17 protein-coding genes are annotated in these 25139 nt (G+C 66.6%); 13 read left to right on the forward strand and 4 right to left on the reverse strand.

Going from position 1 to position 25139, the window contains the following annotated elements; genetic code table 11:
• The first annotated feature begins 173 nt into the window (after positions 1–173).
• The gene (locus tag ACIBTS_RS47540) at positions 174–929 is read left to right on the forward strand and encodes an SDR family oxidoreductase (RefSeq protein WP_399327952.1); all 756 of its coding nucleotides are present in this window, start codon (positions 174–176) and stop codon (positions 927–929) included.
• Positions 930–1301: 372 nt separating this feature from the next.
• Here ACIBTS_RS47540 and ACIBTS_RS47545 read toward each other — a convergent pair whose 3' ends face one another.
• Positions 1302–2462, reverse strand: a complete 1161-nt coding sequence (locus ACIBTS_RS47545; protein WP_399327954.1) for a ferritin-like protein — start codon at positions 2460–2462, stop codon at positions 1302–1304.
• Between the two features lie 256 nt (positions 2463–2718).
• Here ACIBTS_RS47545 and ACIBTS_RS47550 point away from each other — a divergent pair, with 256 nt between their 5' ends.
• Complete coding sequence (locus tag ACIBTS_RS47550) at positions 2719–3180, forward strand: cupin domain-containing protein (protein WP_399327956.1); 462 nt, start codon at positions 2719–2721, stop codon at positions 3178–3180.
• 395 nt (positions 3181–3575) lie between these two features.
• Here the strand turns inward: ACIBTS_RS47550 and ACIBTS_RS47555 are convergent, their stop codons facing one another.
• Positions 3576–5363 (reverse strand): FAD-binding protein, encoded by a 1788-nt coding sequence (locus ACIBTS_RS47555; RefSeq protein WP_399327958.1) that lies wholly within the window; start codon positions 5361–5363, stop codon positions 3576–3578.
• 213 nt (positions 5364–5576) lie between these two features.
• Here ACIBTS_RS47555 and ACIBTS_RS47560 point away from each other — a divergent pair, with 213 nt between their 5' ends.
• The 9 genes from ACIBTS_RS47560 to ACIBTS_RS47600 all read left to right on the forward strand — a co-directional run bounded on the left by ACIBTS_RS47560 (position 5577) and on the right by ACIBTS_RS47600 (position 17181).
• Positions 5577–8384, forward strand: a complete 2808-nt coding sequence (locus tag ACIBTS_RS47560) for an AAA family ATPase (protein ID WP_399327959.1) — start codon at positions 5577–5579, stop codon at positions 8382–8384.
• Between the two features lie 166 nt (positions 8385–8550).
• On the forward strand, positions 8551–9285 hold the full coding sequence (locus ACIBTS_RS47565) for a sigma factor (protein WP_399327961.1): 735 nt from the start codon (positions 8551–8553) through the stop codon (positions 9283–9285).
• 247 nt (positions 9286–9532) lie between these two features.
• Positions 9533–10018 carry a MarR family winged helix-turn-helix transcriptional regulator gene (locus ACIBTS_RS47570; protein ID WP_399327963.1) on the forward strand — a complete coding sequence of 162 codons (486 nt, stop codon included), beginning with the start codon at positions 9533–9535 and terminating at the stop codon, positions 10016–10018.
• Positions 10019–10493: 475 nt separating this feature from the next.
• Positions 10494–11036 (forward strand): cupin domain-containing protein, encoded by a 543-nt coding sequence (locus ACIBTS_RS47575; protein WP_399327965.1) that lies wholly within the window; start codon positions 10494–10496, stop codon positions 11034–11036.
• A gap of 148 nt (positions 11037–11184) precedes the next feature.
• Entirely contained in the window at positions 11185–11955 is a 771-nt protein-coding gene (locus ACIBTS_RS47580; RefSeq protein ID WP_399327967.1) for a DUF427 domain-containing protein, read from the forward strand.
• Positions 11956–12321: 366 nt separating this feature from the next.
• The gene (locus ACIBTS_RS47585; protein ID WP_399327968.1) at positions 12322–15093 is read left to right on the forward strand and encodes an AAA family ATPase; all 2772 of its coding nucleotides are present in this window, start codon (positions 12322–12324) and stop codon (positions 15091–15093) included.
• Between the two features lie 275 nt (positions 15094–15368).
• Positions 15369–16118 (forward strand): sigma-70 family RNA polymerase sigma factor, encoded by a 750-nt coding sequence (locus tag ACIBTS_RS47590; RefSeq protein ID WP_399327970.1) that lies wholly within the window; start codon positions 15369–15371, stop codon positions 16116–16118.
• 202 nt (positions 16119–16320) lie between these two features.
• The gene (locus ACIBTS_RS47595) at positions 16321–16599 is read left to right on the forward strand and encodes a hypothetical protein (protein ID WP_399327972.1); all 279 of its coding nucleotides are present in this window, start codon (positions 16321–16323) and stop codon (positions 16597–16599) included.
• Between the two features lie 303 nt (positions 16600–16902).
• A complete protein-coding gene (locus ACIBTS_RS47600; protein WP_399327974.1) occupies positions 16903–17181 on the forward strand; it encodes a hypothetical protein in 279 nt (92 codons plus the stop codon).
• A gap of 367 nt (positions 17182–17548) precedes the next feature.
• Here ACIBTS_RS47600 and ACIBTS_RS47605 read toward each other — a convergent pair whose 3' ends face one another.
• Both ACIBTS_RS47605 and ACIBTS_RS47610 read right to left on the reverse strand, forming a co-directional pair.
• Positions 17549–20296, reverse strand: coding sequence for an AAA family ATPase (locus ACIBTS_RS47605; protein WP_399327976.1), 2748 nt, complete (start codon positions 20294–20296; stop codon positions 17549–17551).
• A 233-nt stretch (positions 20297–20529) separates the two neighbouring features.
• Positions 20530–21783, reverse strand: coding sequence for a hypothetical protein (locus tag ACIBTS_RS47610; protein WP_399327978.1), 1254 nt, complete (start codon positions 21781–21783; stop codon positions 20530–20532).
• Between the two features lie 620 nt (positions 21784–22403).
• Between ACIBTS_RS47610 and ACIBTS_RS47615 the strand changes: the two genes are divergently transcribed.
• A complete protein-coding gene (locus tag ACIBTS_RS47615) occupies positions 22404–22646 on the forward strand; it encodes a DUF5133 domain-containing protein (protein WP_399327980.1) in 243 nt (80 codons plus the stop codon).
• A 351-nt stretch (positions 22647–22997) separates the two neighbouring features.
• Positions 22998–24908, forward strand: a complete 1911-nt coding sequence (locus ACIBTS_RS47620; protein WP_399327982.1) for an N-acetylmuramoyl-L-alanine amidase — start codon at positions 22998–23000, stop codon at positions 24906–24908.
• The last annotated feature ends 231 nt before the right edge of the window (positions 24909–25139 follow it).

Below are 25139 nucleotides of genomic sequence, written 5' to 3' on the forward strand. Positions count from 1 at the left end.
GCCCCAACGAATACGAACACCGACACCACACCGCTAAACTCACGCTCGCCGCGTGATCAATAACCGCGTGCCCACCTTCACGGGGGAAGGCCCCATGCTCTGTCACAGGATCAGTGTCTGCCTAGTCCATATGGCCAGAGTCGGAACCACCGATGGGTACGAGGAGGAAGCACATGCAGATCGCTGTTGCTGGAGGAACCGGCCTGGTAGGGAAGTATGTCGTAGCCGAGTTGCGCGCAGCAGGACATCAGCCAGTGACCCTCGCCCGCTCGCAGGGCGTAGATCTGACCAGCGGCGTTGGATTGCAGGACCGATTGTCCGGCTGTGACGTGGTGATCAACGTTACGAACGTCGTTACGACGAGAGCGAAGGTCGCAGTCGACTTCTTCTCCCGGACCACCGGCAATCTGCTTTCCGTCGCTCGGCGAACTGGAATCAAGCATGTGATCACCCTGTCGATCGTCGGCTGTGACGAGGTGGACTTCGGGTACTACATGGGCAAACGCGCGCAGGAGGAACTGGTCCGCGGCGGAGATCTGCCATGGACAGTGCTCCGCGCCACCCAGTTCTTCGAGTTCCCTGAGCCGCTGCTGGACAACCGGTCACCGGTGGTCCTGATACCGAACATGCTGACCCGACCCGTTGCCGCCCGAGATGTTGCAAAGAGGCTCGTCGACCACGTGACCCAGGCCCCCGCGGGAATGGCACGGGAAATCGCCGGACCCCAGCAACTGGGCATGGTGGACATGGCGCGCCGTATCGTGCGCTCCCAGGGTCGGCGCCGGATCGTCGTTCCTGTGTCGTTCCCGGGCAAGGTCGGCAAAGCCATGTCCGGAGGGGGTCTGCTGCCTCACGGAGACTACGACCAAGGCCGGTTCACGTTCGACGACTACCTCGCGGGGGAGCGGCGCATGCCGACCGGTCGATGAGAGCATCCGGCGTGCCGGATCACGGTCTCCCCGCGGTGGCCCGCAGGGAGGACCAACGGGACTGCCTGAACCGACACCGTCGCCGCGATTGACGGCGTCGTCCGTGCCGGCCCAGAAACCAGCGCTGCACCTCGTCCAGGCCGTTCCTGACGAAGCGCGTGCAGCGGCGTGTGAGACGGCGACCATGTTGCGGTACGCACGGTGAACCGGGTGGCCGAGGTGTCCAGAAACGGATCGGCATCGTGCAGCTGCTGAGTGATGTGCCAGACGCCCGGCGAGCCCTACGGCCGTTACGGAGTCCGGGAGTAGGCCCTCAATCGGGTGCGGTTCACCTACTCCCGGAACGCGGCAGCAGTCAGATCTCACAGCCCCTCAGGGCCGGGTTTCGACGTACTCGAATGTCGGGCCGGCCGTCGTGTCGTCTCCGTCGGGCATCGTCATCAGATTTTGCGCCTGCGCCTTGAGTGCGTACATCGTGCCTGTTGCGGCTCCGAGCATCTGCGGACTGCCGTTGAAAGCCTGTTCGAGTTGCTGGAGCAGTTGGCAGTACGTCCGGTTGAACTTCTCCTGAGCATGTCGGATAGGGCTGCCCAGGGGATGGTCTGCCAGCAGGGGGTTGGGGCGCATCGGCAGGACGCCGTCCGAGTCGATCACGACGGCCTCACCTGTGGGTCCCGACTGCGGCGTATCACCGCGCAGGTAGCGGCGTCCGAGCTTCAGTTCCTGGAACCGGTAGTAATGAGAAACCTCATCGCGGCCGGGGTGGAAGATGTCTCGGTCGCCGTCCCAGACTTCGCCACGTGCCGTCCCCTCACCCTGTTCGACGATTTCCTCCAGAGCCGCGAGCGCTGAAGCAAGGTCTTTGACCGCGGTCAAGGTGCCGCCGGTATGGGCGAAGGGACCAGCTGTCACCTGGCGCGCCCCGTCACCGCAGAAGACTTCTGCCTCCCCGAGTTCAGCGCACAGGTGACGCAGCCCTTCTTCGATCGCGTCGTAGAACTGACCGATCGTCTTGTAGTTGTCACCTTCCGGCAGAGCGCTGGGCGCTGCCGGCTGTTCAAGACGGAGGAACATCTCGAGTGCCTCCGTCCCGAACGGAACAAGTGACAACCGCAGGGAACGGTCGCCATGGGGGAGAGGGCGAGGATGACGCTGCAGCAGTGTCGCCGGCTCCAGCCGAGGCTCCCCGCCGACCGCGTTGAGCAGGTTCGCCGCCAGCGCCAGGTGGATCATCTCCTCGACGAAGACGCTGCCGACCGCTTGGGCAGCGTCCGGGTTGCGCGTCGGGTCGAGAGAGTAGAGAGCGCAGAGATAGGGCGGCAGGGTGGCGTGTTCCAGTTCGATCGCCCATTGAAGGTGCTCGCGAAGACTGTCGAGCGTTTCGATCCGTGCTGATGGTTCCTGGCCGATATGCGACACTTCTTCGTCATTCACGGGTTTTCCCATTTCGGGTGCAGGGGTGATTGGCGTGATGCCGATGCTGCCCACTCGCATCACCGGCTGGTCAGATCTGTCGAATACCACTCTCTTCACGCCACACTTCCCTGCGGCGGGAAGGGCATCGGGCGACCGACCGTTGGTTAAGACAGGGCGGACGTCCGTTCTGTGACATCACCGGGTCCCGGAAGCCCTGACAAGGAAGCCGCAGACCTGCCCCGTTCTCGGCTGTCACAGATCTGCCGGGTCCTCGGTCATATGGAACAACGGGATCAGCGACCCACTTCACAACCATGTCTTCGGCTACATCACAGCCCCACGACATGGTGGACATCATGAAAGGTGCGACACAATGTCGGACAACGGACACCATGGGCATGGGCATGGGCACGGGCATGGGGATGGTGGCGAGGACGGGCCGAGTTGGACCAGGGCGGCGAAGCTGCTGCAGGACGCCGCGCCGATCACCGTTCCCGTGGGGGCCTCGGCCATGACCATTCATGTGCACTGGGAGCCCGGGGACCCCGGCACTCCGCCGCATCGTCACTCCGGTCCGGCGTTCGGCTACGTCACCAAGGGTGCGGTCCGTTTCGAGCTGGAGGGGGAGCCCGAGCGTGTCGTCGAGGCGGGCGGCACGTTCTGGGAGCCGGGCGGTGACGCCATCCACTACCAGGACGGCAACGCCCTGGCCGACGAGACGACCGAGTTCGTGGTCACCATGATGTGCGCGCCGGGCAAGCCCATGCTCGAACTCGTCGACGAAGAGGAACTCAAGCAGCGCGCCCACCTCCGCGCCCCCCGACCCACCACCTGACCCAGCACGCACCTTCCCCAACCCTCCGTCCGGGGAAGAGAGTGCGATGCAGCAGGATCCTCTGCACATCGGGTGCTGCATGCCGTTCGGCCAACGTGATGTGCAGGTTGCGCCGACGGCGATGTGCACCGGCACAGCATGATGCCGACGCGCCAACCACCTACGGCAGCACCGCCGTCGCCGAACCTGGCGACGGCGGTGCTGCCGTAGGTGCGGCGAAACCATGGTGCCGGTGAGGACCGGCCCACATCGCGCCCGTGCCCCACCTGGTGCCCTGCACGTGACCGGCCCGGCACCTGGTGCACGTCGGCATCAGTGAACTCGACAACTACCCGATGACGGCGGCCATAAAGTCCTTGGCCGCCGGGCCCCAAACCGCAACAACCGTGTCCGGCCTACCGATCCGGGTAGCCACGATCCCGTCGCGGTGCCCTCGTGGCCGGCTGCTGCTCGACCAACTCGGCATCGGCAGAGACGTCGTACATCAGCTCAGCGATGTCGGTGGGGATGGGCGGGACGGGTTCGCGGCGCACCCCGGTCGTCGGGGACCACACCATGTTGACCTTCAGGTCCGGGTCGACATCGGGGTAGTCGGACCGGTTGTGACAGCCCCGTGTCTCCCGCCGTTCCAGGGCGCACTCAAGCGTCGCTCGAGCGGCGAGAACGGTGGACCTGAGGTCATAGGCGTACGCGAGGTCCTGGAAGCCGCCGATGTCGATGTGCACACCCACGTTCGCCACGCGAGCCTCGATGTCGTCGAGTCCGGCGAGTCCGGCGGCGAGCCCGGCCTCGTCCCGCACGACACCGGCCCGCTCCGTCATCAGTTGGCGTACTGACCGTTGCAACGCGCGGACGTTGTGGTCGCCGTCGGCGGCCAGAAGTCGGCTCACGTCCGCCTCCGCGACGCGAATCGCTGCCGGCGACCGCTGTTGGCTGGTAAGCCCGGCCGAGTACTCCGCAGCGGCCCGGCCGGTGATTCGGCCGTAGACGAGCAGTTCGATCAGCGAGTTCTCCTCCAACCGGTTCGCGCCGTGCAGACCACTGGACGCCTCTCCGATCGCAAAGAGCCCGTTGACATCCGTGCTGTGGTCCTCGGGCCGGACCCACACGCCGCCCAGGGAGTACTGGGCAGTCGGCGCGACCTCGATCGGGTCGCGGGTGATGTCGAGCATCTGCAGGTCCAACAGGGCCTGATGCACCCGCGGCAGCCGCGTCAGGACCGTCTCGCGCGGCAGGTGGGACAGGTCGAGCCAGACGCCGCCGGCCTGGGTGCCGCGTCCCTCCTTGATCTCGGTATAGGACGCCAGAGCGACCCTGTCCCGGCTGGAAAGCTCCATTCGCTCGGCGTCGTAGCGCGTCATGAACCGCTCACCGAGGTTGTTGAGCAGGACCCCGCCCTCGCCCCGTGCCGCCTCGTTGACGAGCATGCCGGCCGCGTTCTCCGGCGTGATCAGCCCGGCGGGGTGGAACTGCACCAGCTCGGGGTCACGCAACCGGGCACCGGCTTCGACGGCGAGGCGGAAGGAGTCGCCGGTGTTCTCGTTGCGACGCGAGGACGTACGCCGCCAGATGCGCGTGTGCCCTCCGGTCGCGAGGATCACCGAGTCGGCGTGCACAAGGTAGCGCGAGCCGTCGACGACGTCGAAACCGTAGGCGCCGAACACAGTCCCGTCGTCGACCAGCAGCCGGGTGACGTACACGCCCGACAGGACGGGAATGGCGAGCTGCTTCGCGCGGTCGCGGAGCGCTCGCTGCACCTCCAGTCCGGTGTGCTCGCCGGTGAATGCGGCACGGCGGTCCATGCGGTCGCCGAGCTGACGCCGGGCGGGCCAGCCGTCGCCCTGGCGGTCGAAACGCATGCCGTAGCGCCCCATGTCGTGGAATCCCTGTGCAGCGTGGTGGGCCACGATCTGGGCGGTGCGCGGGTCGGCCAACAGGTGGCTCTCATGCAACGTGTCGGCCGCATGCCGCTCCCACGTGTCGCCAGGGCCAGGGCGAGGGATCACGTGTGCTCCCTCGGAACCACCGGTTGCCACAGCAGTGTGGATATCGGCAGCCGTCCGTTTGTGCACGGCGATGACCGCGACACCGGCCTCGGCGACTTCGATGGCCGCCCGGAGGCCTGACTTGCCGGCTCCCACCACGAGGACGGACGTGGCGAGCTGATGACCGAGCGAAGACATGGGACCTCCTGCGACAGCGGACAGACAACATCTCAGGCAGTGGTCGACCGGATAGTGGCACCGTATGTGACAGCATCTGGGCATTCCTTGACGTGGAGTCAATCACAGCAGTTCCACACAGGCAGCGGGGGCCACCCCAGGTATCGTTGCAAGGATCGTTCCGAACAAACGTTGTGTATGCCTTCCCCTGGATTCCTCGAAGGAGCCGGTCGCATGATCGCCAGCCCCCTTCCCCACCTGGTCGGCCGGCATCGGGAGTGTGCGGCGCTCGACGACCTGCTGGTCGGCTTGCGCCAAGGTGGCTCCCGAGTACTGGTGGTCCGTGGCGAAGCCGGCATCGGAAAGTCGGTGCTCCTCGAGTACGTGGCCGCGCAGGCCTCGCGGATGAAGGTGACTTGGGCGCGCGGCATCGAGGCCGACATGGAACTGCCGTACGCGAGCTTGCACCAGCTGTGTGCGCCGTTCCTGGACAGGCTCGGAGAGCTACCGGGACCCCAGCGCGACGCCCTCCGCGTAGCGTTCGGGATGGCGGCCGGCGACCCGCCCGACCGCTTCCTGGTCGGCCTTGCCGTGCTTACTCTGCTCACCAGGGCCTCGGAGACCCGACCGGTGCTCGTCCTGGTCGACGACGCTCAGTGGCTGGACCAGGTGTCCCTGCAAACCCTGGAGTTCGTGGCCCGGCGGCTGCTCGCCGAGGCGGTCGCGATGGCCTTCGCGGTACGCGACCCCGAAGGGCAGGCCGCACTCAGTGGTCTGCCGACGCTACGGATCAGCGGTCTCGACACCGCCGCGGCCGGAGAGCTCCTGGAAGCCGCCGTCGGTGGGCGGCTGGAGAAGCGGATCCGGGACCGGTTCGTGGCCGAGATGCACGGCAACCCACTCGCGCTGCTCGAATTCTCCCGTGGCCGCAGCGCGGCCGAGCTGGCCTACGGCCTGAACGCGTCGAGTTCTCCGAGTGTCCAGGCGCCGGTTGTGAACCGCGTCGAACGAGACTTCGCCAGCCGACTCGGTTCCCTGCCGCCGGAGACCCGGACACTGCTCCTGATCGCCGCGGCGGAACCGGTGGGTGACGCGCGTCTGCTGGTCCGCGCGGCCGCCTCTCTCAAGATCACTCCCCATGCCGCACCGGCCAAGGCGGCCGGTCTGATCGAGTTCGGTGAGTCCGTTCGGTTTCGGCATCCACTGGTCCGTTCGGCGGTCTACCACGGAGCCGAGCCCGAAGAGCGCCGGGCGGTACACCAGGCGCTGGCCGAGGCCACGGATCCGGTCCTGGATCCCGACCGGCGTGCCTGGCATGCCGCCCAGGCCGCTGAAGGCCCGGACGAGGAGGTCGCCGCAGGGCTGGAGCAGGCTGCCGACCGTGCGCGACAGCGGGGCGGCATCGCCGCCGAGGCGGTACTGCTGCAGCGCGCGGCGGAGGTGACGCCGGACCCCAGTTCACGGGGGCGCCGGGCTCTCGCGGCCGCCGAGGCGCACTTCTCGGCCGCCGCGCCAGACCGGGCCACGGAACTGGCGACGGTGGCCGAACTGTGTCCCCTCAGCGCCCTGGACCGCGCCCGCCTGGCCCACCTCCGGGCCAGGATTCTCTTCGCCCGCAGCCGCAGTGACGAGGCGGCGCCCCTGCTCCTTGAGGCCGCCGCACAGTTCACCGCAGCCGGGTCACCACTGGCGCGGGAAACGTACCTGGAGGCAATCAGCGCAACGATCTTCGCGGGCCGGGTCCACGGTCCGACAGGTGCCCGCGCCGCCGCGATCGCAGCCCGCGGATCCGGGGCGCCCCCCTCGGGCTCCAAGGCCGCCGACCTGCTCCTGGACGGTGTGGCCGCGCTGCTCGCGGACGGTTACGAGACCGGTGTCCCGGCACTGCGCGGCGCGCTGGATCTGCTCCTGCACGAGGAACTCAGCACCCGGGAGGCGACCGTGCGCTGGCTTCTGCTGGTCCCGGTCGCGCTCGAGGCGTTCATCCACTACGCCTGGGATCTTCACGCGTGGGACGCGCTGTCAAGTCGCGCGGTGCGCCTGGCCCGCGACATCGGGGCGCTCAGCGCGCTGCCACCGGCCCTGATCTACGCCGGCGGAGTGCACATCCACTACGGCGACTTCGCCGAGGCAGCCCGGATGATCGACGAGGCCGACGCGATCGCCGCCGCAACCGGCCATGCTCCGCACAAGTACGCGACGCTCGTTCTGGCCGCGTGGCGGGGCGAAGCGGACGTCGCCGCCGACATCATCAAAGAGGCCAGGCAGAGTGCCGTGGAACGGGGCGAGGTATCCCTGCTGGGGGCCATGGGATACATCCAGGGCGTGCTGTTCAACGGCCTGGCACGTTACGAGGAGGCCCTGGAGGCAGCTCGCACGGGCATCGAGCACGACGGGTTCAACTTCACTGGCCTGTCGCTGGTCGAACACATCGAGGCCGCGACCCGGTGCGGTGAACTCGACCAGGCCCGCGCGTCGCTGGCCCGGCTTGTCGAAGTTACCCGCGCCGCCGATTCCGGCTGGGCCCGTGGCGCCAGCGCCCGCAGTCAGGCCCTGCTCACCGACGGTGTAGAGGCCGATCGTCTGTACCGGACCGCGATCGAGGAGTTCGGCCGCGGCAGTGTGGCCGTGGAGGTGGCGCGGACCCACCTGCTGTATGGCGAGTGGTTGCGCCGCAGCCAGCGCCGTGCGCTGGCCCGGAAGCACCTTCGCACGGCCCACGAAATGTTTGACGGAATGCGGGCGCACGCGTTCGCCGAGCGGGCCCGCCGCGAGCTGATCGCAACCGGCGAGCACGTCAGGTCGCGGAAAGCCAAGCCGACAAGCGCCCTCACTCCCCAGGAGTCGCAGGTCGCGACGCTCGCGGCCGACGGCATGACGAACGCGAAGATCGGCGCGGAGCTGTTCATCAGTCCCCACACCGTGGAGTGGCACCTGCGAAAGGTGTATTCGAAGCTCGGGATCAACTCACGTCGCGCGCTGCCGGCTGCCATCGCGAGCGCCCCGGCCACGACAGGCGCGGCCGCGGCGCAATCCGGCTGAGGTCGTGCGGACCCCCGGGGTTCCTGCCGGGCCCCCGGTTTTCCCTGGGTCCCCATGGGGTCCCTACGGACTCGACCACGAGCACCAAGGGCGCGGTGAGCAGTGCTGCGGACCGAGGGTGGAACCAACGCCCTCGATGGGCGCCGCCCACGAAGAGGAGCCCTTGATGTCCGCGCCCAGCCCGGAGGCGACGACGCACGCCGAACCGCCTGTCGCCCAGTCAGCCGAGGACGACCTGGAGCTTGCCCTCGACGACTTTCTCGCCCAGCGGTCACGGCTGTTCCGCATCGCCTACCAAATTCTCGGCGATGTTTCGGGAGCCGAAGACGTGGTCCAAGAGGTGTGGCTGCGCTGGCAGCTCACCCACCGCGCGTCGATCGAGAATCCTGCCGCGTTCCTGACCACGGCAACGACCCGCCTGGCGATCAACGTGATTCAGTCCGCGTCGCACCGCCACGAAATCCCGGACGAGTCGCAGTTGGTCGGCCTCGGCGACCGCGCCGCCCAGGACCCCGTACTGGGTGCTGAGCAAGCCGTGGCCGTCGAGGCAGCATTGGCCCTGCTCATGGCGAGGCTGACGCCTCTTGGGCTGGCCGCCTACGTACTGCGGAAGAGCTTCGGCTACGCCTATGCCGATCTCGCGAGGCTGCTTCGGATCAGCACCCCGAACGCACGGGTAATGGTCCACCGCGCGCAAGTCCGCCTGGAACGTGACCGGGAGCGACCGGTCCCAGCTGAGTCACACCGTCGCCTCGTCGCCGCGTTCCGGACCGCGGCCGGCACCGGTGACCTGGAAGACCTCATACAACTGCTCGCCCCCGACGGCCACGTGCACCGCCTGCTGCCGCCGGCCCCTCGATCGCTTCGTCCGGGGCACTCATCTGTACGACAAGCGGCATAGAGGCGGACGGAGCAGGAAATCCGGCTTGGCGGGCAAGAGGCCAGGTTTGTCGGCTCCTGTACCTGACTGAGCAAAGAGGCTCCTGCCGACGCTGTGCGACAAGAACAACATGCCTGTCACAAGGATGACCCCTGGCCTGTCTACTCGGTACAGGCAAGCGGCGGCGGATCGACGCCGCTTCCTCCTGCTGGGACGTCCTTCCCGCAGAAGCGGTCGGGCGCTGCGGACAACAGGGAGGCCATCCCGGATGAGTGACGATGCCACGTTGATCACGCAGTGGAACACACTGACCCTTGTCCATCGCCGGATCGAGACCCGGATCGAGCGACACCTGCATCAGCATCTGGGCCTGGGGGCCAGCGAGTTCTACGCCCTTCGCGCCTTGTGGGAGGGCGTGCGGGCGGATACGGGCCTGTTGCACCTCAACGACCTGGCCAACGGGATAGGGCTGAGCCAGTCCGCCACCAGCCGTCTCGTGGCGCGTCTGCGGGACCGTGGCCTGATCATCACGCACACCTCGTTGCACGACCGCCGGAGCGTCGAAACCGAACTCACCGCCGTCGCACACGACGTACTGCGGCTGGGTTCGCCACTCCTCCGCCAGGCGGTCGAGGAGGCCGTGCGGGAACTCGACGCCGAGGACACCGACGAACCCCTGCTCCGCTATCTCCGGGGGAACACGGACGGCCCGCCCCGTCAACCGGACGAGGAACAAGTACCCGCACTGGGATGAGCGCGGCCCGGTATCCCACGTCCCTACCGGTGTCTTCTGACCTGGCTCCCACGAAGCGATTGTGCGAGACACCCATCGGGTGCGTGACTACGCGGTGGAAGGGCGGCAGACGGCGATGGCCGAATCGAGGCGCGCGGCTGCAACCGCGTTCAGAGCGATCGGGCCCCGCTCACCGCGTATGAGAGGCGCCTGTCACGCCGTCAAGGATTGCTCCTGATCACAGTGGTGCCGGGTGCGTCCGCGACCTCGGGCGAACTGAGAATTCCCATGGTTCGCCTGCCACGTTGATGCGTAGACCCTTTGAAAGCGCACAACTGGCTCAACGTCTGGACGAGACGCCGCTGCGCGTTGTGACGTCGAGACCGCGATCGGGTAGCGCCCGTCGGCTCCGCTGTCACATATCTGGGCGCCGCTCGGTCTGGATATACGAGCCGTTATTCGCGACGACTACGCGGTCACGCTTGGGGCGGACGGCATGGCGTCCGCTCGTGGACAGACTGGAGGGTGTTTCTCAGTGTCGGACAACGGACATCATGGGCACGGGCATGGGGATGGTGGCGAGGACGGGCCGAGTTGGACCAGGGCGGCGAAGCTGCTGCAGGACGCCGCGCCGATCACCGTTCCCGTGGGAGCCTCGGCCATGACCATTCATGTGCACTGGGAGCCCGGGGACCCCGGCACTCCGCCGCATCGTCACTCCGGTCCGGCGTTCGGCTACGTCACCAAGGGTGCGGTCCGTTTCGAGCTGGAGGGGGAGCCCGAGCGTGTCGTCGAGGCGGGCGGCACGTTCTGGGAGCCGGGCGGTGACGCCATCCACTACCAGGACGGCAACGCCCTGGCCGACGAGACGACCGAGTTCGTGGTCACCATGATGTGCGCGCCGGGCAAGCCCATGCTCGAACTCGTCGACGAAGAGGAACTCAAGCAGCGCGCCCACCTCCGCGCCCCCGACCCACCGCCTGATCTCGACTCCGCAATCGTGACCCAGCGGATTGCATCGAGATGGGACACCATGTGACAACAGCCTGGTGATGCACCACCAGGCTTGGCCCACAGCATCAACTCAGTGGATGTGTGGCCCCTTTCTCCTGGTACGCGTGGTCTTTGGGTCCACGGGCATCGGTACGGAGGGCGCACAGCCGGCGAATTCAACCAAGGTGATCACCATGGCAACCGAGAGTGTTCTGCATCCAAGCCTGATCGTTCCGATCGGGCACGTCGAGCCCGTGCCCCGCCGCATCCGCGGCACGATCGGTGGTCGCGTCGCCTTCGATACGCGCCGCGCCCTGTACGTGTGGGAATGGCAGGCCTACCCTCAGTTCAGCATCCCGATCGAGGACCTTGTGGACGGTGTGCTCCACGACGACGAACACACGGAACAGCTCGGTGCCGGACCGGCACACCGACACACTCTGCAGGTAGGCCCTCACGTCCGCGCAGGCGCGGCCTGGCTCTGGGGCGAGGGTGCTCCGGGACCCTTGCATGACACCGTCCGCTTCGAATGGGAAGCCCTGGACGCCTGGTTCGAGGAAGACGAACCCGTCTTCGTTCATCCCAGGAGCCCATACTCCCGTGTGGACGCCCTGCGTTCCACAAGCAGCGTTCGGGTGGAGCTGGATGGTGCGGTGCTGGCGGAGGCCCCCAACTGTGTGAAACTGTTCGAAACGGGCCTCCCCACCCGTTACTACCTCGATCGCAGCTGCGTCGACTGGACCCGACTGAGGCATTCGGACACCGTGACCCGATGCCCCTACAAGGGGACGACGAGCAGTTACTGGTCCTTCGACAGCGACAAGGCCTCCCATGAGGACATCGCCTGGGGCTACGACTTTCCGACCATTCATGCCAACCGCATCGCGGGGCTGACCGCGTTCTACAACGAGCACGTCGACCTGTACGTCGATGGTGTCCGACTGCCGAGGTCCACTCACGGCTGACCAGCGGTGTTCTGGATGCCTCGGCCCACTCCCCGCGCTCTGAACGACACAACGACGCTCTGAAGCACCGTAGGGTTCTCGCGCTCCGACCATACGCCGGGCGGCCGATCGTACGAGCGGTCGACCGCCGGCCTCGCGCCCTCCGCGACTCGGAGGTGCCCCAACCGTTGCCCTCGCTCAGTGCGCGCCCTACGCTGCGGCGCGCACTGCTTACGGAGGAGGGCGAGCCGATCGAAGCGGGGGCTACAGGCCAAGGCTGATGGATACGGCTCGCAAAACGCTCGTCGTCCTGTCATGCGCGCACGGGACGATTTTGAGACAGCGCGTACACGAGGCCGAGGTATGGTGGCAGCCGGGGAGGCTGCCATGCGGAGAGACGGAGCGCGAGCCGGGCTCGTCGGGCGCCGGAATGAGTGCCAATACCTCGACCACCTCTTGGCAGAAGCCAGGGCCGGGCAGAGCGGGGTCCTGGTGGTGCGTGGTGAGGCAGGCATCGGGAAGACCGAACTGCTGAACTACCTGGTCGAGCGCGCCATCGGTTGCCGCATCGTCCGGGCGGCCGGCGTCCAGTCCGAAATGGAGCTCTCCTACGCTGGACTGCACCAACTCTGCGCTCCGCTGCTGTCCCACCTTGATGATCTTCCCGAACCCCAGCAGAACGCGCTGCGCACGGCCTTCGGGATGCGAGTTGGTGATCCGCCTGATCGTTTCCTGGTGGGGCTGGCGACTCTCAGTCTGCTTGCCGGCGCCGTCGGTGACGAGCCGCTCGTTTGTCTCGTGGATGACGCGCAATGGCTGGACCGCGTGTCGGCCCAGACGCTGGAGTTCGTTGCTCGTCGGCTGCTGGCCGAATCGGTTCTGCTTGTTCTCGCCGTCCGCGAGTCCGGCCCTCGCGAGGCTTTCACCGACCTGCGAGAGTTTCACGTGCGCGGGTTGAGCGACAGAGATTCCCGCAGAATCCTCGAATCGGTACTCGCCGGCCCGCTCGACCGGCGCGTGCGAGACCGCATCGTCGCCGAAACGCGCGGCAATCCGCTGGCACTTCTGGAGCTGCCGAGAGGCCTGACCGCGGTCCAATTGGCAGGAGGGCTAGTAGGACTCGAGCCTCGGCCACTGTCCAGCCAGATCGAGAACGGTTTCCTCCGTCGCGTCCAGTCACTCCCGGCGGAAACGCAACAACTGCTGCTCATTGCCGCTGCAGAGCCGGTCGGTGATGTGGCCTTGCTACGGCGGGCTGCTGAACGTCTCGGAATCCCTGTCAGCGCTGCCGAGGCCAGCGCCGAAACGTCCGGACTCGTCTCATTCGGTGCGTGGGTTCGCTTCCGCCACCCGTTGGTTCGGTCGGCGGCGTATCGCGCCGCCGACTTCGAACAACGGCAGCGGGTCCACAAGGCCTTGGCCGACTCGATCGACGCGCGATTCGATCCGGAAGCCCGTGTCTGGCACCTGGCGAGCGCGACTACGGGACCGGACGAAGCCGTGGCTGCCGAATTGGAGAGATCGGCCGGGCGCGCGCAACTGCGCGGCGGAATCGCCACGGCGGCAGCCTTCCTCCAGCGAGCCACCGAACTAACCTCGGACCCCGCACGCCGGGGGCCCCGGGCGTTGGCTGCGGCGCAGGCCAAGTACCAGGCAGGCGCTTTCGACGTTGCGCGGGAGCTGGTCGACGCGGCGGAACTGAGCCACCTCGACGAAGTCGGGTCCGCGCAAGCCATGCTGCTCCGCGGGCAGATCATGTCTGTCTCCAAAAGCGCCAGTGCCGGACTACCGCTGCTGCTCAAAGCAGCCGAACGGCTCCAGTCGTTCGACGCCAAGCTCGCCCGTGAGACCTACCGGGACGCCATCTACGCGGCATTGACCGCAGGCCGACTGGCCGCAGGGGACGTCCGCGACGTTGCAGAAGCGGTGCTGAGCGCACCGCCCCCAACTCACCCTGCGACCCGTGAGGATCTCCTCTTGCAGGGTGTCGCACGGGTGATCACCGAGGGTTACGCCGCTGGGGCGCCGGTTCTCATGGAGGCCGTGGCCGCCTTCCGCACGGAGGAGGTCGCGCCGGAGGACGGTCTTGGGTGGCTCCCGCTCGTGTGCCGTATGGCACACACGACTTGGGACTTCGATGCCTGGTCAGAGCTCTCCGCACGGCTGGTCGAGATGGGCCGCGGCACAGGAGCCCTCGCTGTCCTGCCCTCATCCCTCCTGCTGCGTCTGTCGAATCGGGCATTCGCCGGCGACCTGCGGGGCGCCGATTCCCTTGTCGCGGAGGCGAACGCGATCGGTGAGGCGACGGGCAGCAGTTTCTTCGCGCATTACGGCGCACTGGTTCTGGAACCCTTCAAGGGACGAGAGTCCTCGACCTACCAGGCGATCGAAGCGCTCACGCAAGACCGTCTCCTGCAGGACGAGGGAAAGGTCACGACAGCCACGCAGTGGGCCTTGGCAGTGCTCTACAACGGCCTTGGGCGATACGAAGAGGCCTACGCATCCGCAGAACGTGGATGCGAGAACCCGCAGGAACTCGGCTTGTCCCTCCAGTCCAGGGTGGAACTCGTCGAGGCAGCCGTACGGTTGGGGCGAACACCCAGGGCGGCCGAAGCCGTGCGGACGATCGAAGAGATGGCCAAAGCCAGCAAAACCAGCTGGGCACTCGGTATTTCGGCCGCTACCCGTGCCCTTGTGAGCGACGGAAGGGCAGCCGACGATCTGCACCGAGAAGCCATCGAACTACTCGACAGGACGCAGGTCCGGATGGACAGCGCCCGCGCTCGACTCAGGTACGGTGAGTGGCTGCGAAGTCAAGGCCGACCAGCGGACGCTCGTGAACGGCTGAGCGAAGCGCACGAGATGCTCAGCGAGGCGGGCGCCGAGGCATTCGCGGAGCGCGCACGACGTGAGCTCCAGGCTGCGGGAGCGAAAGTACGCAAACGTGCCTCAGTTGTGCCGGCGGTCCTCACGCCAAAAGAAGTCGAGATCGCGCGACTTGCGGAGGAGGGTTTCACGAACCCGGAGATCGGCGCCCGACTGTTCCTCAGCCCCCATACGGTCGAATGGCATTTGCGCAAGGTGTTCACGAAATTGGGTATCTCCTCCCGCAAAGAGATCTCTTCGGTGCGGCCGGAAGGCATGACGACCACGCGCTAGCCGTGTTCGATGTTGGGAACACATGGGCCATTGCCTAGGTGTATTGCGACGTTGTTCTGCGTGGTTCGATGCGCAAGGACTGTTGAGTCCATCACGCGTGCAGGTCCTGTCCAAGCCCGCAGCCGAGCGGGGTGCCCACGGACTCACCACGGCATCACCACGCACTTCCCCACGGGGTCCCACGGAGTCCTGAAGGCGCGGCCACGCCGCTTCGGCGCGAGGTTGGTCACAGCTCGAATTCCAGGCTGCTGACCTACCCGGCGGAGGAGCCGACCATGGACAGGTACCTGCTCGAAGCCAGACGCTTGCCGAGGGCGGACGGCCACGCCTCGACCTCGACCATCGACGATCTGGAGGATGCGGCCTCCATGTACCTGCGGAATCGGCCGGCACTGCTCAAGATCGCCTATCGCATCCTCGACAACGAGAACGAGGCGGAAGACGTGGTCCAGGAGGTATGGCTGCGGCTGCAGTGCACCGACCGCACGTTCGTGCGAAGTCCGCAGGCGCTCCTGCGGACGATCACCGTCAGGTTGGCGATCAACTCGGTACAGTCGGCGTACAGACGCCGGGAACGCAGTGCCACACCTTGGTTTCCAGAGGCATTGGACCCTGGCCCCAGCCCGCAATCAGGAGCCGAGCAGCAGGACGCCGTGGAGCGAGCGGTCTCGCTGCTTCTGGAGACGCTGACACCTCCGCAGCGGGCAGCGTTCGTCCTCCGGGAGGGGTTCGGCTATCCGTATGAGCGGATTGCCGGTCTTCTGCATCTCAGCGTCGTCAACGCCAGGCAGCAGGTCGCTCGCGCACAGCGGCGACTCGTAGCGAAGCGTCACCGGCAACCGGTGGATTCCATTGGCCACCGCCGTCTTGTGCAGGCCTTTCTCGCGGCGGCGCAGGGAGGTGACCTGGACCGCTTGGAGCAGGTACTTCTGACGACGGAGAGCGGCCCGGCCGTTGGAGCCGCGAGGCCGGCCGGGCACGGAGCCGCGTGTGTCCCCGACCGCTGTGAAGCTGCACCCATGTAATGGACGCCTTGCCTTTCAGGTGGCAGTCGCGGACCCAGTCATCAAGGCGGAGGGCGGGGTGCGGACGTGGCACCCAAGAACGCGACGTGGGATCAGCTGGCGGGTGCGCCGCGGGCCGCGCTGGGCCGCGGGCGACGGCTGGAAGCGGTCGAGCGACTCCCGAGCGGCACTACGAAGGGCGTCAGCTGACGATGGCGACGCCATGACGGCGATCACCTATCTGTGGGAGAACTCCGAGAACTACTGGCCGATCACCGAGCACGATGGCGACCCCGACGCCTTCTCGCCCGGCACCGGGCTCGACCTGTTCGAGGCCGCGCACGAGCGGCTGGAGACGCTGGGCCTTCGGGTCCTTGAGATCACCTGGTCGACGGTGACCGTACCCACTATCCGGCCGACCTCGCGATCGTCGAGGACGTGCCCGGCGAGGACCTGGTGGACCTGCGCAACCGCGACTCGCGTGCCGCGGAGCCGACTATGATGCGCCTCGCTGAGAGCCTGGCGACGATGCGCGGCCACCGGGCGCCGTCCTTCGGCAAGGTGGCCCTGATCGACGTGGACGGCATGTCACGTCGGGCCTCGTGTGAGCAGGCAGCGATCGCCTTCGCGCTGCGCTGCCTCGCCGAGGCGACCGCGCGCGACCACATGATCGCCGACGCCCGCGATCAGTTGGAGGAGCGGCTGTCAGCTGACCGCGGCGATGCGACCGCGCGCCGAGCACTCCGTCGTCCACGGCGAGCTGGGCCCGGACCACGTCATGGTCGACCGAGACGGCCATCCCGTCATGATCGACATCGAGAATCTGCTGTACTTTGACGTCGAGTGGGAGCACGTGTTCCTACGCCTCCGCCATACCGAGAGCCAGTATCAGCGGCCGGCGGTGGACGGCCTTGACGAAGACCGCCTCGCGCTACGCCAGCCGGGCAACGGCCGAACAAGTGAACCTGAAACCACGTCAACCCGCCCTGACCTGCTAGTCAGCCACTCCCGCGCAGCGGGGGAACCTCAGAGACCGAACCCGCAGGATTCAGCCGGCCGTCGCGGGCTGCTTTCGGTCTCGTGATCAGGCATATCGGCGCCGTTTCTGGTCTACCCCATGGATTGATTACCGTCCCTCTTCATAGGGACCCGGGGCGTTTGCAGTGTCCACCGGACAGAGTCAGCAATTTTTTCATGGAGCTTCTTCACCTCGGCACCGCTCCATCAAAGGGCGGCTCACATCAGGTTCATGCAGACAGGCACCTGGTCGCGCCCTTGACAAGCCGTAGGTGGCTTCGTGGTCACCTCGTGGAGAGCCCTTGGGGCGTCCGTCACGTCACCGGACTGTTGGTCTGGCGTCGGTAGCCGCGGATCAGTCGCTTGAGATCAGTGCGGAGAGGGTGGGAAAGCATCCGCCAGGTCCGGGTAGGACTGCAAGGGCGTCGTATCGGTCAGAGCGCCGTGTGCAGGAGTCGGCGAGAGGTGATGTTGAGTTTGGCGTACACCTTGCGCAGGTGCCATTCCACGGTGTGCGGGCTGAGGAACAGCTGTGCGCCGATTTCGGTGTTGGTGAGTCCCGCACGGGCCAGCTGCGCGATCTGCGTTTCCTGGGGGGTCAACGTGGCCGGGGCCGTACCAGTCCGCCGCCGGGTCACGGTCTCGCCGGCGGCCCGCAGTTCGCGGACGCAACGCTCGGCGAACGCGTCGGCGCCGAATCGACTGAAGAGGGTGTGCGCCACGCGAAGTTGCTCACGGGCATCGAAGCGCCGGTTCTGCCGTCGCAGCCACTCGCCGTACAGTAGGTGTGCCCGTGCCAATTCCGTCATGACACGAGTACGTCCGAGTCGCTCAACAGCCTCGCGGTAGAGCTCTTCGGCAGAGCCCTCCTGGCCGAGAAGAGCCTGCGACCGTGCCTGAACACCCAAGGCCCAATCCGTGGCTGCGGCTTCGGTAGCCCGGGTCAGTCGGGCCAGCGCGGCCTCGGCTGCCTCGCGGTGACCGCTGCGTACTGCGGCCTCCACCAGTTCAGTCAATCCCCAGTTGTATACGGCGAGATCCTGCGGGTGCGCGCTCGCCTGACGGGCGGAGTCGAATGCCTCCTCGTATCGGCCCAAACCGTTGTAGAGCACAGCTGCGGCCCGATGAACCACGGACACGCCGACGCCCTCACCGCGATTCATGGCATCGTTCAGGCTGGTCCTGACAAGCGTGGCGGCCTCGCGTTCCCTTCCTTGCCAGGCGGCGAGGGTAAGCGGTCCGTAGGGTGCGAAGCTGTTGCTGCCGACGGCCTCCTGGACACTGAGACTCTCCGCGATGAGCAGTGCCGCCGCCTCCAGTTCACCGGCGTACGTGTGGACGACTTCCAGTGAGTTGAGCGCGAGTGGCAAGTCTGTCAGCGCGCCGACGGTGCGGGCGGTCTGCACGTGGCGTGTCGCCAGCTCAGTCCAAGCTTCGTCGTCCCACATCTCGGCAGCGAGGGCCGAGGCCAACCATGACCAGCGCAGGACCTGCTCGGGGTCGGTCTCCCGGCGGAGCGCGCTCACCGCGTCACGCGCGCCGGCGACGGCGGCACGGTATCCACTGGTAAACCGGGTGGCCAAGGCGTCCACGAGAAGGTCGGCGTTGCGTGGCGGCTGTGTGTTGGACGGTGACGTCCTGCGCGCTGCTTCCGCCACCTCTCGCAAGGTAGCCCCAACAGCGAGGCGCCCTGCGAACATGGCTGCCGACACAGTGTCCAGGAACGTCTCGCGAGCCAGGCCGACGTCGAGCGGGACCAAGCGCTGCGCGGTGGCCAGCAGGAGGGGGAGCGCTTCGGTCCCGCGGCTGGTGGCGAAGGCGATCTGAGCGTGGGTGAGGTGCACGCGAGCGCGACCGACCTCGTCCAGGACTCCGCTCTCGGCGAGGGCCAGCAGATCACGCGCCGCGGCTGGTGCACCGGCGCGAAGCTTCGCTTGAGCTGCGGCGAGGGCACGCGTCGCTTTGCGCTGTGGCTGCGGAGTCAATACAGCCGCGTGAGCGAGAAACGCCGCAGCCGCGGCGGTGCCGCCGCGCGCCAGCGCCCGCACGGCGGATGACTCCAGCTCGGTGGCGATCTCCTCGTGGGGCCGCACGGTTGATCGTGCCAGGTGCCATGCACGGCGGTCGGGATCGTGGACGGGATCAGTCACCTCTGCCAGGACACGGTGGATCTCTCGCAGCTCCGCCAGTCCGGCCGACCGGTAGATTGCCGAGCGCAGAAGCGGATGCTTGAATCGCACCAGAGCACCGATGTCGAACAACCCCGCTGCCACTGCCGGGCCTGCCGCTTCAGGATCGATGTCCAGTAGTGCCGCTGCGCGTCGGAGGAGTGTCACGTCGCCGATCGGTTCGGCGGCGGCTGTCAGCAGCAGCCGCTGCGTCGCGGGCGGTAGCGAGCGGACCCGCTCAAGGTAGCTCCGCTCGATGCGGCCGGTCACCGGTCCGGGATCCGGGAGGCCGAATCCGTCAGTGGGTTCCGTCACTTCCCGGCTGCGCGGAAGTTCCAGAAGTGCGAGGGGGTTGCCGCGGGCTTCTGCGAGGATTCGGTCGCGGACTCGTTCGTCCAACGGACCGCCGGCCTCCGAAGCCAGAAGCGCGAGCGCGTCGCTGTTCTCGAGGCCGTCGATCGTCAGTTCGGGCAGTCCGGCGAACTCGTCGCGTGCCTGCAGTTCACGCGTGGCGAAAACCAGTGCCAGGGGTTCAGCGAGCATCCGCCGTGCCACGAAGGCCAGAGTCTGTGCGGATACCCGGTCGAGCCACTGCGCGTCGTCCACCAAGCAGAACAGCGGCTTTTCGGCCGCCACTTCGGTCAGCAGCCCGAGCACGGCGAGACCGACCAGGAACCGGTCCGGTGGTGGGCCCGCGCTGACCCCGAACGCCGTGGTCAGCGCCTCTCTCTGCGGTTGCGGAAGGGAGGCGGCGCGATCGAGGAACGGTGCACACAACTGGTGCAGGCCTGCGAACGGGAGCTCCATCTCCGACTCGGCACCTGCGCTGCGTGCGACGCGGTATCCGGCGACGTGCTGGGCCAGATGATCGAGCAGAGCCGACTTCCCTATTCCGGCCTCACCGCGTAGGACAAGAGCTGAGCTCTGTCCGGCCTCGACTTTCGACGCCAGCTCTTCAAGCGCAATGCACTCGCGCCTCCGACCGCGCAGTTGCTTGCGACCCTGTCCGCTCATCTTGACCCCTGCACGGTGGGAGCATAACAACACGGCGGCCAACCAAGTCGGCGACGATGATCGAGGAAGTCGGCCAGCCCCTCCGAGCCTCTACAGCAGTGCGGCCACATTTCTCGCCGTGGTTACGCGAGTGCTGTCGCGTTCGGGTTTCTGGGGGTAGCCACCATCGCGTTCGAGGGTGGCGTGAGACGGTGAGCTCCGGTTCCGGGGCGTACAGGAAGGTCCGGCATTGGTCAGGGTGTCGAACTGCTCGACCCCAGATCGTCGGCTGGCGGATGTGCTGCCGACCGCTGCGCAGGGGATGTCGTACCGTTCAGCGGCCAACGGCGGCTGACACCCACATGGAAAAGCACGCCCGAGCCAAGGGCGTTCACGCAGACATGGGACACCCATCCCTCGGCACTCGAGGTTGTCCAGGTGAACGTGCCCGCATAGGTGATCAGCCCGCCGAAGAGCCCAGCACCCACACCCACCGAGACAAAGAGAGTCATCGCCCGCTCCCACGCCGCGGATACCCGGGAGCGGAAGACTCCCTCGAAGAGCATGGCCACAAGCAGCCCGGCTGTGCTGAAACTGGTAACGGTGGCAAGGATGGTACGTGCTGCAACGCCGAACAAACCGTCGAGCAGTGCGAAGCTGAACGCCGTGCCGGCGAACACGAGCAGATTCCCCAGAGTGATCCGAAGCCATCGTCTGCCGAGTTTGTTCAACGGCCAGCCACGCCAAACGATGAAGAACCAAACCTGCCACGCCCCGCACAGTGCGAACACGGCACTGAGGTCCTCGTGCGAGAAGGGACCATCCTGACTGGTCAGGCCGGAGCCCGCCGGCGCGCGGAATCTGTACGCCGTGTACTGCACGAGCAGAGCCAGTCCCCAGGAGAGTGCCAGCGCTGCGAACCCCGCGACCAGCCTGGGCAGTCGCTTGAACGGCCAGCCCTCGCACACGAGGGTGAGTTGCAGCATCGCGGTGAAGACCGTGAGTCCAAGCGGCATTGCGGCGGGATACAAGGGTGCGCTGCCGGGTTCCGGGGTGGAGTCGAAGAGGCCGGACACGTCGGAATGGCCCACGATCATCTGGCCGACGGCCGCCAGGGCGACACCCGCCGCTGCAATCAGAAGCGTGTCCACGAGGGCCGACCAACCAGGGCGCAGGGTCGAACCCGGCCAGTCCTCCCACCAGAACGCAACCATTGAGAGAACCGGCAGTGCGAAGGTCATGAGTGGCGAGAGGATCACCACTGCACTCTCGGCGCCGTCCGGTCCGAAGGCGAGCAGTGCGGCGAGTGGAACGACTACCAATAGCCCGGCAAATCCAAGACCCGGCTGGGCGGCAAGGCGTGCACGTTCGGCGTTGAGGAAGGCCTCGGAATGCCGAAGATAGGGGGTCGTTATCGTCGGTTGGTCGGGCAGCCTCTGGAACCAGGTGCGTCTGGCGGAAGTTCCGCGCCTGGATTGGACCTTTGATTTATCCATGAGATGCACCATGAGATGTTGTTCCGTGTGTCTCTGCCGTTGAGTAGCGGCCGTGCCACAGTAAGTCCGCAGTCAGGAACGGACTTTGAGCTCCGGCCGGGTGGCCCGACCATAGAGACCGAGTGCCTGCTTCAGGTGTGACACGCTCTTGGCGGGCGGCCAGTCTTGCTGCCGTCCCAAGGAGGGGGCGCCCCAAAGCTTCGTCCGCGGATCGACGCGGCTACCACCGTGTGAGAGTTCGTCCCGCCCATCGTGGTGTCACAAACAAGTGCTCTGGGTGGTCCCTGTGTGAGGACGGCGAGACGCTCGATGCAGCGAAGAAGCTGTGCCTGAACAGGAATGGCATAAACAGAGCCTCCTTGACCGCTGTCTGCGGGCGCGTCGGGCGGGCGGCATTAGTGGGTGTGGAGGCAGGCTCCATTTGGACGTTCTGTTCGGAGAGTTGCCGTGCGGTTGGCCGACATGTCGGAGGGGGGCATCGGCAGGCACGATCGCTCCCTGAACGATTTCTGAAAGCACTGCCCGGCGTCTTCGACTGCTCGGGTGGCTATGAATGCTGTCCGTCGTGTTGCTTCCGTCGAAGTGCATAAAGGCGCCTGAAGCATTGGCTACGAGAGGGAGAGGGAACCGCAGTGATCGTTCCTGTGGAGAAGGAAGTGCGCATTGCGCTCGCCCGTTTCGCACAAGCGCGGATCGAGTACGACATCTGTCCCACGGGTCGGACCAGCCGGGCTCTGGAGGACGCGATATACACGCTGTGCGTCATGACCGGAGTGCGCACCGCCGAGCAGGCGCTGGTTGCGGCGGACACACTGCTGCAGCAGTACAGCACCCGCCGGGGCGAAATTAATCGTCCCGACTGGTCCGATCGCTGAGGGTGGGCCGGTCACAAATGCCGCTGAGTCGGCGGGTCGAAGTCTCTGCCCCGCAGGGGGCGGTGAGAGCGGGCGGATGACTTCCTTGCCCGGGAGCAGTCGAGAAAGTCAGTGAACCTTGGCTGGCCCATGGCGTGCTGCCGCCGAGAAGGATCGTGGCCTCGCCGGGCAGGTCACGGCGCTGACACGTTCCGGTCCGTGGCAACGGTGTCACAACTCGCCTGGCTGGCCTGTCATGTTGGCATCGTTGCCTCCGGACCGTTCCAGCGATAGTGCTGCGCGACCGCCCGGCGGTGGCTTCTTCGACAGGTTTTCAACCGCATAAGGATCAGCATCTTGCACAAGAGAAGAGTGCGGCTCCGTCCCTCGGTCGCCATTGCGATCGGCGCGCTGGTAGCAGGCAGCCTTGCTACGCTGCCGTTCACCGCACTGGCCGAGGGTGCCGGCGAGTCCCACGGCGACTCCCGTCAGCAGGATTTCATAGCGGCAGCCGCTGAGTTCCACGTCCCCGTCAGCGTCCTGCTCGGTGTGGCCTACCAGGAGTCACGGTGGCAGTCACATGGCGCACAGCCCAGCACCGACGGCGGTTTTGGGCCGATGCACCTCACCGACGTCACCCCGGCCATGCTCGTCGGCGGTGACGCGGGTGCCGCGGGACGCAGTGACCTTGCCTCCCTCGCCTCGAATCCGGCCCTGCATACGCTGCAGGCTGCCGCGAAGCTCACCGGACAGAGCCCGGAGATACTGCGGAAGGACCCCGCAGAGAACATTCGAGGCGGTGCGGCGCTACTTGCCTCCTACGCGAAGCAGATAACTGACGGCATGCCGGCAGACCCGTCGCTGTGGTACGGCGCAGTGGCCCGGTACAGCCAGTCGACCCAGAGGCAGGGGGCTGTTCGCTTCGCGAACCGTGTCTACGGCACCATCCGTAGCGGAGTTGCCCTTGTCACCGACGACGGTCAGCAGGTCCAGCTGAAAGCCAGTCCTTCGGTGCGGTCTGCAGATGCGCAGATCGACCAGTTGCGGCTCAAGGCCACGACAGACGCCGACACTGAATGTCCGTCGACCGTGGCCTGCACGTTTGTCGCCGGCTCTCCGGCCGGAGGCCAGGTCTCGAACCGGCCTGCCAACGGCATACGGATCGACACCATTGTGATCCACGACCTGGAGGGCTCCTACGACTCCGGGGTCAGGGGACTCGCAGACCCGAAGAACGTCGCCTCGACGCACTACGTGATGCGGTCCTCGGACGGCGCAGTGACGCAGATGGTGCCCACGAGGAACATCGCGTTCCACGCGGGCAACTACTCAACGAACCTGCATTCCATCGGTATTGAGCATGAGGGATACGCCGTGCAGGGCGCGACCTGGTACACCGAGGCGCAGTACCAGGCCACGGCTGACCTCGTGACGTACCTTGCGGACCGTTTCGACATCCCCCTGGACCGTCAGCACATCCTGGGCCATGACAACGTTGCCGGGCCGAACTCCTCGCTGGTGTCCGCCATGCACTGGGACCCGGGCAACGGTTGGGACTGGGACCACTTCATGCGCCTGGTCGGCCGCCCCATAAGCGGACTGCCCGGCGTCCCGTCCGAGGGCTCGGTCGTATCCATCGACCCGTCCTTCGACGGCAATGTGCAGACGGTCCAGGTCTGCCCGTCCGACGATCCGACGGGCGCCACGACGTCCTGCACAGACAAGCAGCAAGCGTCGAACTTCGTGTACCTGCGCACCGCTCCCGACGTGGATGCACCTCTCTTCGGTGACCAGGCGATCCACGGGACCGCTGCCGGCACGAATCGAATCAACGACTGGGGCAGCACCGCACAGGCCGGCCAGCAGTTTGTCGTCGTCGAGGTTCAGGGCGACTGGACTGCCGTCTGGTACAGCGGCGCGAAGGTCTGGTTCCACAACCCCGCAGGCAAGAACTCCCGGCCCGTCTACGGTGCGAAGATCATCAAGCCCGTTGGCGCCACACCCGTGGCCGTCTACGGATCCAGCTACCCGGACAAGTCCGAGTACCCCGCAGGCCTGGGCGCGTCGACGCAAGCACCATTGAGCATGTACTCGGTTCCGGCGGGCCAGGCCTATGTTGCCACCCAGCCGGCGACAGCCACCGACGACTACTTCGCCTCATCCGGAACGGTCGTCATCGGTAGCAAGAAGATGTACACCATCCAGTACAACCACCGCGTGGCACTCGTCTACGCCAATGACGTCATCGCGACCACCGCCACGCGGCACTGGGAAGACAACTAGTGTCCTGCGCCAGTAGTCCGTCGGTAGATCTGCCTCGTCCTGGCGGTCCAACTTCGGTCGCCGACCCGGCGTGTTGACCGTCCGCGACTCAGCCGGAACTACCTAGGAATTTCAGGCGCAGCACACTAGGGCGTGTTTCGAAAGTCCCGTCTGGCCCGCGACGCCTGGCACGGCGTCTCGCCGCGTTGTCGGGATCGTCCGCGTACGCCCAGTACGCGGACGACCCTCCGC

This window comes from Streptomyces sp. NPDC050121 (assembly GCF_044460385.1).
GTDB lineage: Bacteria > Actinomycetota > Actinomycetes > Streptomycetales > Streptomycetaceae > Streptomyces > Streptomyces soliscabiei.